Raw genomic sequence first — 14,993 nt, forward strand, 5'->3', positions numbered from 1 at the left:
GCAAAGGCCGGCAGCCCCCTTACGCCTTGTAGTCCTCCGTCGTGATGGTCGGCGGGCGCTCCGGCCCGGCATAGGGGTCGAGGGCCGTTTCCGACTGGGCGATCACGCGGCAGTCGGCGCACATGTAGATGCGGTCGATCAGCGCCTTGTTGCCGAACATCCAGTGCTTGCCGGCCAGCTTCTCGGCGATCCGGTCGATCGACGCCTTGGTGCCGAACGCGGTGCCGCAGCGGATGCAGTGGCAGGGCTCCTCCTGCTTCACCATCACGGGGGACCGGGCGGCGTCGGTGAAGTCGAGTCGCGGGTTCAGACGGATCACCTTCTCGGGGCAGGTGTTCTGGCACAGCCCGCACTGGACGCAGGCATCCTCGGTGAAGCTCAGCATCGGCCGGTCCGCGTTGTCCGACAGGGCGCCGGTCGGGCAGGCGGAGACGCAGGCGAGGCAGAGCGTGCAGCCCTCCACGTCGATGTCGAGCGTGCCGAACGGCGCCCCCGCCGCCAGTGGCAGGACCGGCACCGGTTCCGGGGCGACGCCGTGGAGCTTGCGCAGCGCCAGCCGCGACAGGCCCTTCTTGTCGCCCAGCGCCAGGAAATTCTCCGGCTCCGCCCCCGGCCGCCGCGGCATGCCGTACAGCTCGCCGGTCAGCAGGTCGGGGTCGTCGGCCTCGATCAGCCCGACCCGGCCGGAGCCGAAGCCCAGGCCGGACAGCACCGTCTCCGCCAAGCCCAGGGTGCGGGCGAGCGGCAGCAGGTCCTCGCGCGGGCGGGCGGTGACCAGCACCCGCAACTCGGCGGCACCATAGGCGAAGCTTGCCGCCAGCGCCTCGATGCCGAGCTGGGTGACCGAATTGACCGCGAAGGGGATCACCCGAGCCGGCAGGCCGGCGCCGAAGCGGGCCGCGAGGTCGATCAGCGGGTCGCCGTGGTCGGCGTCATGGACCAGCACGACCGCGTCCCGTCCGCCCGCGCGGTGATATGTCATCAGCAGGGTGCGCAGCCGTTCCAGCAGCGATTCCGGCGCGGGCAGGGCATATGTGGCGGCCCCGGTCGGGCAGACCGCCGCGCAGGAGCCGCAGCCCGCGCAGACGAACGGGTCGATCGCGACATGCTCGCCGGCCGATGCGATGGCCCCGGTCGGGCAGACCTCCAGGCAGCGGGTGCAGCCGGTCTTGCGCGAGCGGGAGTGGGCGCACAGCTCCGCCCGGTAGTCCACGTAGCGCGGCTTGTCGAACTCGCCCACCAGGTCGGCGGCCTTGAAAACCGCCTTCTGCACCTCCGCCGGGCTGCCGGGGTCGGGCCTCAGGTAGCCGTCCCTCTTGCCGTGGGCCGGGAACAGCGGCGTGCCGCCGGTCAGGTCGATGATGATGTCGCAGGTGGACTTGGCGCCCCGCCGCGCCGGGCCGAACGCCAGCGCCTGACGCGACGAGGGCAGCGGGACGGCGTAGTCGTCCACCTCGATCTCGAACGCGCCGAGATGGCCGCTCGCCCGCGTGATGGTGCCCTTCAGGATCGGGAACTCCGCGGTGCGCGGCGGGATCACGGCGCCGGGCCGGGTCAGCATCACCGTGATGTCCAGCCGGTCCGACAGCTGCCGGGCGACCTCGATCGCCAACTCGTCCCGGCCATAGATCAGGGCCACGCCTTCCGACTTCAGCTCGACCGATCCGGCGGGCGGCAGGTCGAGCGCCGCCTCGGCGATCAGCGCCGCGATCTTCGGGTGGGCGTCGGCAGCCTCGTCCGACCAGCCGGCGCGCTCGCGGATATTGAAGAACCCGACCCGCGCGTCGGGATGGGTATCCTCGCGCTGCTCGTCGAACAGGGGCGCCTCCTGGGTGCAGGCGACCAGCACCGGGCCGGACGCCTCGCCCAGGGCCGCGGTGAAGCGGTCCAGCTCGCCGCGGCACAGCTGGGTGGCGACAAGGGCCGTCGCCTCGGGGCCGGCGCCGCAGGCTTTCGCCAGTTTCCCGCCGTCCAGGGGCATCGTGCCCTCGCAATTGCACACGAGGACGGTGCGGCCGTTTACGTCCATCGGGCCGGTCACGCGATCATAGGAGAGAGGTTTCATTGCGATCCTAGGGGAGTGCCCCGATATTTGCGATAACTGGCCATTTCATGAGAGTGCCGCCTTGGCGTCGGATATTACCTCAAACTCCGCTCCGGATCCCGAGCTTCCGCCGATTTATCAGCCGGTGACCATCCCGCGCGGCAGCGCCTTCGCCCGAGCCCTGGCGGACGCCGCGGCGGGAGCGGAGGCCGGCACGCTGGTCTGGACCCGGCGCGACGACCGGCTTGACGCCGCCGTCGTGCTGGAGCCGAACGAGCCGCTGGCGCAATCGCTGCCGGTCACCTACGTCGCGCTGCTCGGCCTGGGCGACGCGCTGGGCGCCCTGGGACCGCCCAACATCCCGGTGACCTTCGGCTGGCCCGACCGAATCGAGGTGAACGGCGCCACGGTCGGCGGCGTCCGCCTCGCCGCGGCTGAGACCCGGAGCGCGGACGCCATTCCCGACTGGCTGGTACTGGGTATCTCGATCCAGATCCATGGTTTTCCCGACGACGACAGCCCCGGCCTGAGCCCGGACCGCACCGCCCTCCACGAGGAGGGGTTCGGCGAGGTCGAGGCGCTGCCGTTGCTGGAAAGCTTCAGCAGGCACTTCCTTGCCTGGATGAACAGTTGGCAGGAGGATGGGTTCGATCAAGTACGGCAGGCGTGGTTAAGTCGCGCCACCGGCTTCGACGACGCGATCTCGCTGGAGGTGGACGGCGTCCGCCTGTCCGGCGGCTTCACCGGCCTCGACGATGCCGGCGGGCTGCTGCTGGGGCGGGAGGACGGCATCCGCCACGTGGCCCTGGCCCCGGTCCTGCGGGAGCCGACATGGTCATGACCCGGCTGCCGCGGACCATCCGGCTCGACGCGTCCGACGCGGCCATCTTCGAGCGCGCGGCCGAACCCGGCGAATGGGCGGTGCCCGGCGCCTTCATGTTCGTCCAGGCCGATCCCGCCCTGCTGAAGGGCAAGGCCCGGCAGGCCTTCGCCAACGGCTTCCTGGGTACTTCCAGCTTCGGCTGGTCCACACTGGTCGCGGTCGGCGAGGCGGACGAGGCCGAGGCGGCGGCCGTGGCCGAGGCGCTGGCCGACCGCTTCGTCGCGGAGTTCGGGGCACCCGACCGGGCCTCCGCCCTGGCCGCCGCGCGCGAGGAGGTGGAGTTCGCCACCGGCCTCTGCGGGCATCCGGTCAACACGCTGCTGGCGGTCAGCCGGGAATTCGGGGCCGACGGGGACATCCGGGAGAGCTTCCGGGTGATCGAGCCGAGGACGGAAAAACTTCATGCGCCGATCTGGACGATCGTTCCGGATCAGGAAGAGGGACACTGAATTGACCGCCGATTTCTGGCTGAGTTCCGGCCATCACCTGCTCGACCGCACGCCCGAGGGCCGGCTGGAGGTCACCGACGATTTCCTGCGAGCCTATCTCGCGCGGCCGGAGATCCGCCCGGTGGAGGAATCCTGCGCCGCTGAGCTGGCGCTGCACCGCTCCCTCCTCGCCGACCCGCGGGCGGAGGTGCCGCCCGAGCGGCTGGCCGCCCTGGGCGATCCCGACGCGCGCGAGAACTACGAGGTCTGGCTGGGCTTCCGCGACACCCTGGCGGCGCACGACACCCTGGAGGAGGGCTATCTGGCCCTGGTCCGCGGCGGCACCGGGCGGGTGCCCGCGCTGTTCATCGACCAGCTCGTCCACCTGATCCTGCGGACCATGCTGGACGGCTGCGCGGATCCGACGCGCGTGCGGGCGGCCGAGCTGCTGTTCCGGCCGCAGCGGGTCAACATCCAGGACGGCGCGGTCCTGGTGGCCGACGAGGAGACCGTGGACCAGCGGACCCGCGACGGCGGCTTCGGCTCGCTCGGCCGGCTGCTGTCGGAGAACGGCACCGCCGTGCGCGGCGTCGACCTCGACGTCATGACCGAGGCCAACGCCGGCCAGTACTGGGAGCGCAGCGACCGCTTCGACATGGTGCTTGAGGTAGGCTTCCCGAAGCCCGGCCTCGACGCGCTATGCCGCGTGCTGGAGCAGTGGGTCCGCCACCTGCTGGGCGTCGGCGTGCGCATCCATCCGGTCCAGCAGATCCGGGACGAGCGCTGGGTCTGGCATGTCGGCCTGGACGGGGAGGCGACCGCGATCATGAACGCGCTGTACGACGGGGCGGAGGTCGGCGAGGCGGACATGGCCCGCGTGCTGGCATTGTTCCGGCTGGAGTTCGACGATCCCGCCGCCATGCTGCCCCGGGTCGCCGGCCGTCCGGTCTACCTGGCGATGGCGATGACCGGCGACCGCAAGCTGCGCCTGAAGCCGCAGAACCTGCTGGTCAATCTGCCGCTTGCCGAAGGAGGGCGGGGAAGATGAGCACGGTTCCGAATCCGAGCGACCGGATGACGGTCGGTGTGGTCGTCGAGCACCGCCGGATCGACCATCCCTGGCAGTCCCACCGCTGGCAGCCGGTCGCCGTTCTGCCCGGCGCGCCGGCGGCGCCCGCCTGGACGGTGCTGGGGCAGGGCGAAGGCTGGGCGCGCTATCTGGCCGGCACGGCGGAGCTCACCCTCTATCCCGGCGAGACCGAAACCTACGTTTACAACCTGGAAAGCCCCGAGCCGGCCATCTACGTCGTGCTCCGCAAGAGCGACGACGCGCGCGGCATAAGACTGCTCGGCGCCACGGTCGACCCCGGCGAGGCCCACGCCCACGCCGATACCGGCGACGATCTGGTGGAAGCCCTGCCGCTTCCCGGCATCGTCCGCGACTGGATGGCGGCCTTCGTCGCGGTCCACCATGTCCCGCGCACGAAATGGAAGCGCAAGCGCGACCGCGTCGATCCCGAGGCCATGGCGATCCGGGTGCCGGGGCAGGGCCGGTTCGAGAGCTCGGAAGAGGACGACGATGACGAGTGATCGCGAAGAAGGTTTTCTGGGCCGCTGGGCGCGGCTGAAGAAACGGCCAACCGTATCGGAGCCCGAACGGGCGCCCGATCCCGTCCCGGCGGAGAATGCCGTCCAGGCCGCCGCCCAGGACACCGGGCCCGCCGCGCCGGAGGAGCCCTTCGATCCCGCGTCGCTGCCCGCCCTGGACACCCTGGACGCGGGCAGCGACTACGCCGCCTTCCTGAAGCCCGGCGTCCCGCGCGAGCTGCGGACCCTGGCGCTCCGGCGCGCCTGGGTGACCGATCCGGCGATCACCGGCTACAAGACGCTGGCCGACTACGACTGGGACTTCAACGCGCCGGGCTACGGCGCGCTGAGGGTGACCGACGATGTCGCCGACCTGGCCCGGCGGGCGTTCGGACTGCTCGACCCGGAGGAAAAGTCCGACCCCAAGCCGCAGCCTGAAGTCCCCCAGCCTGAAGTCCCTGAGCCCGAGATCCGCGAGCCGCCCGACCATCCGGCCGAATCCGTGCCCGCCATCGCCGAAGCCCCCGCGCAGCCGACGGCACCGTCAGGACTGCCGCGCGAGGCGGAACCGGAGCCGGAGCCGCCCGCCGCGGAGCGGGGTGGGCCTCGGCGGCGGCGCCACGGGGGAGCCGTCCCGACGATCGCCTGAACAGCGAAATTGTCGCATGTGATCCATCCTCAGCTGGTGTTAACGGTTGCTTGAATTTACCTAAAGTAAGCGATACCGGAAATGCCGACTGGAGTGGGAGCGGAAGTCGCCGGTCCCGGCGAGCCGATGAGCCGTCCATCGGTGCTCGGCTTGGCCAGGGGCAACCTGCTGATCATCGGTATCGTCGCGATCGCCGCGAGCCTTGCCATGGCCGTCGCGATCTATCTGTGGCAGCGGCAAGGGCTCATTGCCGAGGCCGAACTGTCGGTCCACGCCAAGGCGGAGGAGTTCGCCAGGACCGTCTCGGCTTCCCTCGACGCGGCTCGCCGGATACCCTCGACGCTTCGCCGGGCGGAGCTCGACGCCCTGGACGGGGACGACGCCCGGCGCGTCTTCTTCGCGGCCTCATCAGCGTCGGTCGCCGACGATCCGCAGATCACCGGCGTCTTCCTGGGATTCCGGTCGGGTGCGTTCTGGCAGGCGACCGACCTGATGCCGCGCCCGCTCGAAGCGGAGTTCGCTGATCGATGGGACCCGGCCTGGGAGATCCGCCGCGTCATCGAGCCCGGTTCCGGCGCCACCTGGACCCTGCGGCTCAAGGACGGCCACCGGGTCGAGGCGCCCGACGCCTCCGGTTATGATCCGCGTACGCGGCCCTGGTTCCAGGCAGCATCAGCGGCCGGCGCGGGGAGTTGGACGGAGCCCTACCGTTTCTCATCCAGCGGCAAGGACGGCATCACCTTCGCGGCGCCGCTCCGGTCGGCCGGCGGAGAGGCCTGGAGCATCCTGGGCATCGACATGACGCTGGACCGCCTGCGGGAAGGGCTGGAACGTGCCGCCGCGGGCAGCCTGCCGCCGGGCGGCGCCATCGCCGTCATTCCGGCGGGATCGGGCGGCGGCGCCCCGCTGGCCACCCACGCGACCCGGTCCGCCGATCCCGGCTGGCGCGGGATCGTGGAGGGCTTGGCCGCCGCCGGTCCGGGCACCCGGACGACGGACGATTACCGCCACATCGCGGCGGTCCTGCCGGTGGCGGAGGATCTCCGCTTTCCCTACGTGCTGGCGCTGCTCTACCCGACCAGCGCCGTGATCGGCCCGGCGGACGCGCAGCTCCGGACCAGCCTGATCCTGCTGGGGACGGCGTCGGCCGTGATGTCCGTGATCGTCGTCTACGCTTTCCGGCTGCGGCGCGAGGTCGCCGCCCGCCGCGCGGCGGAGCGCGAGCTGGTCGAGGCCAACGCCGACCTCGCCAAGGCGCGCGACGAGGCGGAAGCGGCGACCCGCGCCAAATCCTCCTTCCTCGCCATGATGAGCCACGAGATCCGCACGCCGATGAACGGCGTGATGGCGATGGCCGAGATGCTCGACCAGACCGACCTGTCCGACGACCAGCGCGACATGTCGTCCCTGATCCGGACCTCGGCCGCCGCTCTGCTGACCATCATCAACGACATCCTCGACTTCTCCAAGATCGAGGCCGGCAAGCTCGACCTGGAGACGATCCCGTTCGACCCGCTGGACCTGATCGAGGGCGTCGGCGAGCTGCTGGTCGCCAAGGCCGAGGAGAAGGGCATCGTCCTGTCGGTCGAGGCGGACGCCCGCCTGCCGCGCCGGCTGACGGGCGATCCGACCCGGCTCAGGCAGGTGCTGCTCAACCTCGGCGGCAACGCCGTCAAGTTCACCGACCGGGGCGGCGTCGTCCTCAAGCTCGTCCCGCTCGGCGCGGACTCCGGCTCCTGGTGGCGGTTCGAGGTGGTGGACAGCGGGATCGGGCTGACCGCCGAGCAGCAGGGCCGCCTTTTCACCGCGTTCCAGCAGGCCGACGGCTCGACCACGCGGCGGTTCGGCGGCACCGGCCTGGGGCTGGCGATCTGCCGGAAGATGGTGGACATGATGGGCGGCCGGATCGGCGTCGCCTCGGTCCCCGGCGAAGGCTCCGTCTTCTGGTTCGAGGTGCCCCCGGAAATCGCGGAGGAGGAGCCCCTGCGCCCGGCGTTTCCCGCAGCCGGGCTGTCCGTCCTCGCCCTCGACGTCCATCCCCTGCGCCAGTCCGCGATCCGCAGCCATCTCGAAGCCGCCGGGGTCGGCCGGCACGCCTTCCGGAGGAGCGACGGCCTGGACGCGGCGGAGATCGCGGCGGATCCTCCCTCGGTCGTTCTCCTGGACGCCGGGGACAATTCGGACCACGCTTTCGCGCTTCACCACGCGCTGGCCGGGGAACTGCCGGGCGTCCCCTGGGCGCTCCTGTGCTCGCGCGGCCTTGCCTCGACCCTGGGTGCCGCCGCGGACGAGGGATTCTTCGCGAAGCTGACCCACTCCGTCCGGCGGGAGCGGCTGTTCAACGTGGTCGGCGCCGCCGCCGGCCTCGTTCCCCTGGAGGAGCGCCGGACCGCTGCGGGGGACGAGTTCTCCGGCTGGCGGCCTCCCGACGGCGCCGAGGCGGAGGCCGCCGGCGTCCTGATCCTGGTGGCGGAGGACAACGCCACCAACCAGACCGTCATCCGCAAGGTCCTTGGCGACATGGGGTTCGCCCACGACATCGTGGACAACGGGCGGCTGGCGCTGGAGGCGCTGGACCGCCGCCGTTACGGCCTGCTGCTGACCGACTTCCACATGCCCGAGATGGACGGATTCCAATTGACCGCCGCCGTCCGCGCCCGGGAGACCGGCGACGGGGCGCGCCTGCCGATCGTCGCCCTGACCGCCGACGCCCTGCCGGGAACCGCCCAGCATTGCCTGGAGTCCGGCATGGACGGCTATCTGACCAAGCCCATCGAGCGGCGCGCGATGGCGGGCGAGATCGCGCGGTTCCTGCCCCGGGCGCTCGACCTGCGGGAACGGACCGCTGCCCAGGCGGCGCCGGCGGCACCGAGACCGCGGCTCGATCCGGCGATCTTCGACATCGGCCGGATCAATGACGTGTTCGGCGGCTTCGACGCCGACGCCAGGGCGATGCTGGCGGGCTTCCTCGACCGCGCGGCCGAGCTTGCCGCCGATGTGGAAAGGGCGCTGGGCGCCGGCGACCCCGCCGCCGCGCGCGACTCCGTCCATATGCTGAAGGGGGCCGCCGCCAGCGTCGGGGCCGTGCGGCTCGGCGGGCTGGCCGGCGACATCCAGGACTGCCTGGACGGCGGCGACGCCGACACAGCCGGCTTCCTCGCCTCGATGCTCGACCCGACGGTCGCCGAACTGCGCGGGACCGTGGATTTCCTGGTGACGTGATGACCGGCATGACCAGATCATTCAACTATGAATTGCTTCGCGTCGCCCTGATCGACGACGAGGCCTATGCGCGCCAGATCATCAAGCAGATCCTGCACCAGATCGGCGTCCGCTCCTTCGTCGAGGCGGAGGACGGCAGGAGCGGCCTGATGGAGGTCGTCCGCACCCGGCCCGACATCGTCTTCTGCGACGTCCACATGAAGCCGCTGAACGGACTCCAGTTCCTCGAAGGGCTGCGGCAGGTCAAGGTCAAGGGGCTGGACCAGATCCCGGTGATCATGCTGACGGCCGACGCCAAGACCGATACCGTCGCGGTCGCCCGGGAGCGCGCCGTCGCCGGCTATCTGGTCAAGCCCGTCAGCACCGGGCAGGTCAAGGGCAGGCTGGACCAGGTGATCGCCAACAGCCCGCGCCTCCAGGAAATTCTCCGGGGCAACCGGTGATCCGGGGGAATTCCGCCGGCTTGCGCTTCGGACCTATTGCCGAACCTTCACAATTTTTATACATTTTAGTCCAGTCTCGAAAGGATGAGCGCGCGCGACTTTTGTTGCATTGCGGTATATTCGTTCGGGAATCGGGTGGAAAGATTCTTTAATCTTTTCTCCTTAGTATGACTGGTAACTGACTCTGGTGATGACTTGACCGCTGACATCGACGAAGGCGACCTGTTGCGGGCGCAGTGCTACGGACTGCTGGCCCAACTTCTGGTCGGACCTCCGGGGCGGGACCTCCTGACGCGCGTGGCGGCGCTTCGGGGGGACGACACGGCTTTCGGCAAGGCCCTGTCCCGGCTGGCCGGGGCCGCCGCCGAAAGCGATCCGGGCACCGCCGAGCGGGAGTATTTCGCGCTCTTCATCGGCGTCGCGCGGGGTGAGCTGGTGCCTTACGCCTCCTATTACCTGACGGGTTTCCTCAACGAAAAGCCGTTGGCCCGCCTGCGTGCCGACATGCAGGGCTTCGGCATCGCCCGCCAGCCCGGCGTGTCGGAGCCGGAAGACCACATCGCCTCGATCTGCGAGATGATGGCCGGCCTGATCCTGGGCAGCTTCGGCGCTCCGGCCGATCTGGCCACCCAGCGCCGTTTCTACGACCGGCATCTCGCCCCGTGGGCCGCGCGCTTCTTCGGGGACGTGGAAAACGCGCAGGCGGCGGTGCTGTACCGCCCCGTGGGAGAGATCGGCCGGCTCTTCGTCGCGATCGAAGCCGAAGCCTTCCACATGTCCGCCTGATTTTTTTGAAGTCGAGGCCAAGCGATCCAGAGTACCCACTAGATACAGCCAGTTAGTCCCAAATAAAAAGAAAATGGCAGGCAGTTGGAGCATGACGCTGAACATTCGACACGAAGGAGCACGGGGATGAGCGCCAAGGGCAAGGCGGATGGACTGGAGCGCCGCGAGTTCCTGCGGGTGATCGGGGCGGGCGCGGCGGGCGCGGCCGCCGCCGCCCCGCTCCTCGTGGCCGGAACGGCCGAAGCCGCGGAAACGCCGGAGCAGCGCGTCAAGCAGCGCTACCGCGAGACCGACCACGTCAAGAAATACTACGAAACCAATCGGTTCTGACGGGAGCCACGCCATGTTGGTCAAGAGAGGTTCAGCAAAGGCGCCGGGTCCGCAGTCGGCCGGAACGCGCCGGTCCGGCATCCTGTCGGCAGCCGCGGGCACGTTGGCCCAGGCGCCGGTCGACCGCCGCACCTTCCTCAAGCGCTCCGGTCTGGCGGCCGGCGGGCTCGCCGCGGCCGGCACCCTGTCGGTCGGCACGGTCCGCAAGGCGGAGGCAGGCCCGACCACGCCGGGCGTCGAGATCGTCCGCAAGAAGAGCATCTGCACCCATTGCTCGGTCGGCTGCACCGTCACCGCCGAGGTGCAGAACGGCGTCTGGGTCGGCCAGGAGCCGTCCTGGGACAGCCCGATCAATCTCGGCACCCACTGCGCCAAGGGCGCCTCGGTGCGCGAGCTGGTCCACGGCGACCGCCGCCTGAAATACCCCATGAAGCTGGAGAACGGGGAGTGGAAGCGCCTCTCCTGGACCCAGGCGATCGACGAGATCGGGGCCAAGCTGCTGGAGATCCGCGAGAAGGCCGGACCTGAATCGGTCTTCTGGCTGGGCTCGGCCAAGTTCTCCAACGAGGGCGCCTACCTGTTCCGCAAGATGGCGGCATTCTGGGGCACCAACACGGTGGACCACCAGGCGCGCATCTGCCACAGCACCACGGTCGCGGGCGTCGCGAACACGTGGGGCTACGGCGCCATGACCAACAGCTACAACGACATCCACAACGCCAAGGCGATCCTGATCATCGGCGGCAATCCGGCCGAGGCCCATCCCGTGTCGCTCCAGCACGTGCTGCGCGGGAAGGAGATCAACCGGGCCCACCTGATCGTCGTCGATCCCCGCTTCACCCGCACGGCCGCCCACGCGACCGAGTACGTGCGGTTGCGCCCCGGCACGGACATCCCGCTGGTCTGGGGCATGCTCTGGCACATCTTCGAGAACGGCTGGGAAGACAAGGACTACATCGCCAAGCGCGTGTTCGGCATGGACAAGATCCGCGCCGAAGTGAAGAAGTGGGACCCGGCGGAGGTCGAGCGGGTCACCGGCGTGCCCGGCGCGCAGGTCCGCAAGGTCGCCGAGATCATGGCGAAGAACCGGCCGTCCACGCTGATCTGGTGCATGGGCGTCACCCAGCACACCGTCGGCACCGCCAACGTCCGGGCGCTCAGCATCCTCCAGCTGGCGCTCGGCAACATCGGCGTCGAGGGAGGAGGGGCGAACATCTTCCGCGGCCACTGCAACGTGCAGGGCGCCACCGACTTCGGCCTCGACGTCACCTCCCTGCCGGCCTACTACGGCCTGACCGAGGGCGCCTGGAAGCACTGGAGCCGGGTCTGGGGCGTCGACTACGAGTGGATGAAGGGCCGCTTCGTCTCCCAGAAGTTCATGGAAGCGAAGGGCATCCCGACCACCCGCTGGTTCGACGCCGTGCTGGCCAAGCCGGACGAGATCGAGCAGCCGGCCCCCGTCAAGGCCATGATGGTGTTCGGCCACGGCGGCAACACCGTGACCCGCATGCCGGAGATGCGGAAAGGGCTGGAAGCGCTGGACCTGCTGGTCGTCGCCGACCCGCACCCGACCACCTTCGCCTCCGTCAGCGGCCGCAGGAACGGGACATACCTGCTGCCGATCTGCACCCAGTTCGAGGCCGAGGGCTCGCGCACCGCGTCCAACCGCTCGATCCAGTGGGGCGACCGCGTCGTCGATCCGATCTTCGAATCGAAGAACGACTACGACGTGATGTACGCGCTGGCCGACCGGCTCGGCTTCGCGGCCGAGATGTTCAAGCGCATCAAGGTCGTGAACGGCGTGCCCGATCCCGAGGACATCCTGCGGGAGATCAATTACGGCTCGCTCTCCACCGGCTATTCCGGCCAGTCGCCGGAGCGCCTCAAGCTCCACATGCAGCATCAGGCCGATTTCGACCGGACCACGCTGAAGGCCTCCACCGGACCGTGCGCCGGCGAATATTACGGCCTGCCCTGGCCCTGCTGGGGCACGCCGGAGATGAAGCATCCCGGCACCCACGTCCTGTACGACACATCCAAGCATGTGCTTGAGGGCGGCGGCACCTTCCGCGCCCGCTTCGGGGTGGAGAAGGACGGCGCCACCCTGCTGGCCGAGGGCTCCTGGTCCAAGGGGTCGGAGATCGAGGACGGCTATCCCGAGTTCACCTACGGGATGCTGAAGAAGCTGGGCTGGAACGCCGACCTGACGGACGCGGAGCGGGCGACCATCGAGAAGATCGGCGGCGCCAACCCCGACGGCGTGAGCTGGGCGACCGACCTGTCCTGCGGCATCATCCGGGTGGCGCTGAAGCACGGCTGCTCGCCGTTCGGCAACGCCAAGGCCCGGGCGGTCGCCTGGAACCTGCCGGACCCGGTGCCGGTCCACCGCGAGCCGATCTACACCTCCCGGCGCGACCTGGTCGAGAAATACCCGACCCTGGACGACCGCCGCGACTTCCGCCTGGCCCACCTGGGCAAGACGGTGCAGGCCCGCGACGTCACCAAGGACTTCCCGATCATCCTGACCTCCGGCCGTCTGGTCGAGTACGAGGGCGGCGGCGAGGAGACCCGGTCCAACAAGTGGCTGGCCGAGCTTCAGCAGGAGATGTTCGTCGAGGTCAATACCCAGGACGCGGCGCGCCTGGGCGTCAAGGACGGCGCCATGGTCTGGGTCCACGGTCCGGAAGGCAACGGCAAGGCCAAGGTCAAGGCGCTGGTCACCGACCGCGTCGGCCCGGGCGTCGCCTTCATGCCCTTCCACTTCGCGGGCTTCTGGGACGGCGAGAGCCAGCGCGGAGCCTATCCGCCGGGCACCGACCCGATCGTGCTCGGCCACTCGGTGAATGCTCTGACGACCTACGGGTACGACCCGGTCACCTACATGCAGGAGACCAAGTGCACCCTGTGTCGGATTGTTGCGGCGTAAGGCGGGGATCAAAGCAATGGCAAGAATGAAGTTCCTGTGCGACGCCGAACGCTGCATCGAATGCAACGCCTGCGTCACGGCCTGCAAGAACGAGCACGAGGTGCCCTGGGGCATCAACCGCCGGCGCGTCGTCACCCTCAACGACGGCAAGCCGGGCGAGCGGTCGATATCCATGGCCTGCATGCACTGCACCGACGCGCCCTGCATGGCGGTGTGCCCGGTGGACTGCTTCTACAAGACCGCCGAGGGCGTGGTTCTGCACTCCAAGGACCTGTGCATCGGCTGCGGCTACTGCTTCTACGCCTGTCCGTTCGGCGCGCCGCAGTACCCGCAGGTCGGCAACTTCGGCAGCCGCGGCAAGATGGACAAGTGCACCTTCTGCGCCGGCGGCCCGGAGGACGACGTCACCCCGGCGGAGTACCAGAAATACGGCTCCAACCGCCTCGCCGAGGGCAAGCTTCCGCTCTGCGCGGAGATGTGCTCGACCAAGGCGCTGCTGGCCGGCGACGGCGACATCATCGCCGACATCTACAAGGAACGCGTCGTCCGGCGCGGTTACGGCTCCGGTGCCTGGGGCTGGTCGACCGCGTACAAGGACAAGGCGAGCGCCTAGGACCGGCTGGAGGAACGATCATGTCCATGATGAATCTCGGGCGCGTCCTGCGCCTCGCCGCGCTGACGGTCCTGCTGCTGGTCCCGGCGGTCGGGGCGGGCGCCCAATCCACGACCGGCGCGACCCCGTCCGGCGCGACCCCGGTCCCGCCGGGGCCGAACGCCCTGACCGGGCCGGACATCAGCAACGAGCAGCTGCTGTTCCAGCAGCTCCAGGGCGGCTTCCAGGGGCGCGTCAGCATCCCCGACCAGAAGTCGGCCACGCTGATCCAGCCGGAAGGCCGCGACTGGCGGGAGTTCCGCCAGGGCACGCTGAAGACCATCGCCGCGGTGGTGCTGCTGGGCAGCATCGCCGGACTGGTGATCTTCTACATGGTCCGGGGCAAGATCCGGATCGACGCCGGGCCGTCCCGGTTCCGGGTGCGGCGGTTCAACGGGCTGGAGCGGTTCGCCCACTGGATCACCGCCGTCAGCTTCCTGGTGCTGGCGCTGACCGGGCTCAACCTCGTGTTCGGCCGCTACATCCTGATCCCGCTGCTGGGGCCGGAGGCGTTCACCACCCTGACGATCTACGGCAAGCTGGCGCATAACTTCGTCAGCTTCCCGTTCGTCCTCGGCATCGTGCTGATGCTGCTGGTCTGGGTCCGTCACAACATCCCCGACGGCACCGACCTCGCTTGGCTCAAGGCGGCCGGCGGCCTGTTCTCCAAGGGCAAGCACCCGGCGGCGAAGAAGTTCAACGCCGGCCAGAAGATGATCTTCTGGCTGGTCGTGGCGGGCGGCGGCGTCGTGGCGGCCAGCGGCTACGTGCTGCTGTTCCCGTTCTACGTGACCGACGTCGCCGGCATGCAGCTCGCCCATCTGGTCCACGCGGTCCTGTCGGTGCTGCTGATCGCCGGCATCATCGGGCACATCTATATCGGCTCGGTCGGTATGGAAGGCGCCTTCGACGCCATGGGCAGCGGCGAGGTGGACGTCAACTGGGCGCGGGAACACCACAGCCTCTGGCTGGAGGAGGAGTCCCGCAAGGGCCGCGCGCCGCCGGCTCGCGGCGTCGGACACCGGGCGCCGGCGGAATGACGC

Annotated in this window: 13 protein-coding genes; 12 read left to right on the plus strand and 1 reads right to left on the minus strand. The window is 69.7% G+C overall.

The window, feature by feature from the left end:
• Window positions 1–19: 19 nt before the first annotated feature.
• The gene (locus JL100_RS03270) at window positions 20–2,065 is read right to left on the minus strand and encodes a 4Fe-4S dicluster domain-containing protein (protein WP_228421047.1); all 2,046 of its coding nucleotides are present in this window, start codon (window positions 2,063–2,065) and stop codon (window positions 20–22) included.
• A 124-nt stretch (window positions 2,066–2,189) separates the two neighbouring features.
• On the opposite strand from JL100_RS03270, the gene JL100_RS03275 reads away from it, so the two are divergent.
• From JL100_RS03275 to JL100_RS03330, 12 genes are all read left to right on the plus strand, one after another.
• Window positions 2,190–2,885 (plus strand): biotin/lipoate--protein ligase family protein, encoded by a 696-nt coding sequence (locus tag JL100_RS03275; protein ID WP_202682869.1) that lies wholly within the window; start codon window positions 2,190–2,192, stop codon window positions 2,883–2,885.
• Window positions 2,882–3,376, plus strand: a complete 495-nt coding sequence (locus JL100_RS03280; RefSeq protein ID WP_202682870.1) for a DUF6505 family protein — start codon at window positions 2,882–2,884, stop codon at window positions 3,374–3,376. The genes JL100_RS03275 and JL100_RS03280 overlap by 4 nt, the downstream gene beginning before the upstream one ends.
• A 1-nt stretch (window position 3,377) precedes the next feature.
• On the plus strand, window positions 3,378–4,403 hold the full coding sequence (locus JL100_RS03285; protein ID WP_228421049.1) for a DUF6352 family protein: 1,026 nt from the start codon (window positions 3,378–3,380) through the stop codon (window positions 4,401–4,403).
• Window positions 4,400–4,945 (plus strand): DUF3305 domain-containing protein, encoded by a 546-nt coding sequence (locus JL100_RS03290; RefSeq protein ID WP_202682872.1) that lies wholly within the window; start codon window positions 4,400–4,402, stop codon window positions 4,943–4,945. The genes JL100_RS03285 and JL100_RS03290 overlap by 4 nt, the downstream gene beginning before the upstream one ends.
• On the plus strand, window positions 4,935–5,591 hold the full coding sequence (locus JL100_RS03295) for a DUF3306 domain-containing protein (protein ID WP_202682873.1): 657 nt from the start codon (window positions 4,935–4,937) through the stop codon (window positions 5,589–5,591). Before JL100_RS03290 ends, JL100_RS03295 begins: the two co-directional genes overlap by 11 nt.
• An 81-nt stretch (window positions 5,592–5,672) precedes the next feature.
• Window positions 5,673–8,813, plus strand: a complete 3,141-nt coding sequence (locus JL100_RS03300; RefSeq protein WP_202682874.1) for a hybrid sensor histidine kinase/response regulator — start codon at window positions 5,673–5,675, stop codon at window positions 8,811–8,813.
• Between the two features lie 8 nt (window positions 8,814–8,821).
• A complete protein-coding gene (locus tag JL100_RS03305; protein ID WP_202682875.1) occupies window positions 8,822–9,256 on the plus strand; it encodes a response regulator in 435 nt (144 codons plus the stop codon).
• Window positions 9,257–9,451: 195 nt separating this feature from the next.
• The gene (locus JL100_RS03310) at window positions 9,452–10,042 is read left to right on the plus strand and encodes a TorD/DmsD family molecular chaperone (protein ID WP_202682876.1); all 591 of its coding nucleotides are present in this window, start codon (window positions 9,452–9,454) and stop codon (window positions 10,040–10,042) included.
• 126 nt (window positions 10,043–10,168) lie between these two features.
• Window positions 10,169–10,372, plus strand: a complete 204-nt coding sequence (locus JL100_RS03315; RefSeq protein ID WP_202682877.1) for a twin-arginine translocation signal domain-containing protein — start codon at window positions 10,169–10,171, stop codon at window positions 10,370–10,372.
• Between the two features lie 13 nt (window positions 10,373–10,385).
• Complete coding sequence (locus JL100_RS03320; RefSeq protein ID WP_202682878.1) at window positions 10,386–13,298, plus strand: formate dehydrogenase subunit alpha; 2,913 nt, start codon at window positions 10,386–10,388, stop codon at window positions 13,296–13,298.
• 16 nt (window positions 13,299–13,314) lie between these two features.
• Complete coding sequence (gene fdh3B / locus JL100_RS03325; RefSeq protein ID WP_202682879.1) at window positions 13,315–13,911, plus strand: formate dehydrogenase FDH3 subunit beta; 597 nt, start codon at window positions 13,315–13,317, stop codon at window positions 13,909–13,911.
• A gap of 20 nt (window positions 13,912–13,931) precedes the next feature.
• Window positions 13,932–14,990, plus strand: a complete 1,059-nt coding sequence (locus tag JL100_RS03330) for a formate dehydrogenase subunit gamma (protein WP_228421050.1) — start codon at window positions 13,932–13,934, stop codon at window positions 14,988–14,990.
• Window positions 14,991–14,993: the final 3 nt, after the last annotated feature.

Source organism: Skermanella mucosa (assembly GCF_016765655.2).
Taxonomy (GTDB): Bacteria; Pseudomonadota; Alphaproteobacteria; order Azospirillales; family Azospirillaceae; genus Skermanella; species Skermanella mucosa.

Coding starts and splice junctions, on each gene's coding strand:
- JL100_RS03280 (WP_202682870.1), top strand. CDS start 2,882: ATGACCCGGCTGCCGCGGACCATCCGGCTCGACGCGTCCGACGCGGCC.
- fdh3B (WP_202682879.1), top strand. CDS start 13,315: ATGGCAAGAATGAAGTTCCTGTGCGACGCCGAACGCTGCATCGAATGC.
- JL100_RS03295 (WP_202682873.1), top strand. CDS start 4,935: ATGACGAGTGATCGCGAAGAAGGTTTTCTGGGCCGCTGGGCGCGGCTG.
- JL100_RS03330 (WP_228421050.1), top strand. CDS start 13,932: ATGTCCATGATGAATCTCGGGCGCGTCCTGCGCCTCGCCGCGCTGACG.
- JL100_RS03305 (WP_202682875.1), top strand. CDS start 8,822: ATGACCAGATCATTCAACTATGAATTGCTTCGCGTCGCCCTGATCGAC.
- JL100_RS03315 (WP_202682877.1), top strand. CDS start 10,169: ATGAGCGCCAAGGGCAAGGCGGATGGACTGGAGCGCCGCGAGTTCCTG.
- JL100_RS03300 (WP_202682874.1), top strand. CDS start 5,673: ATGCCGACTGGAGTGGGAGCGGAAGTCGCCGGTCCCGGCGAGCCGATG.
- JL100_RS03270 (WP_228421047.1), bottom strand. CDS start 2,065: ATGAAACCTCTCTCCTATGATCGCGTGACCGGCCCGATGGACGTAAAC.
- JL100_RS03320 (WP_202682878.1), top strand. CDS start 10,386: ATGTTGGTCAAGAGAGGTTCAGCAAAGGCGCCGGGTCCGCAGTCGGCC.
- JL100_RS03290 (WP_202682872.1), top strand. CDS start 4,400: ATGAGCACGGTTCCGAATCCGAGCGACCGGATGACGGTCGGTGTGGTC.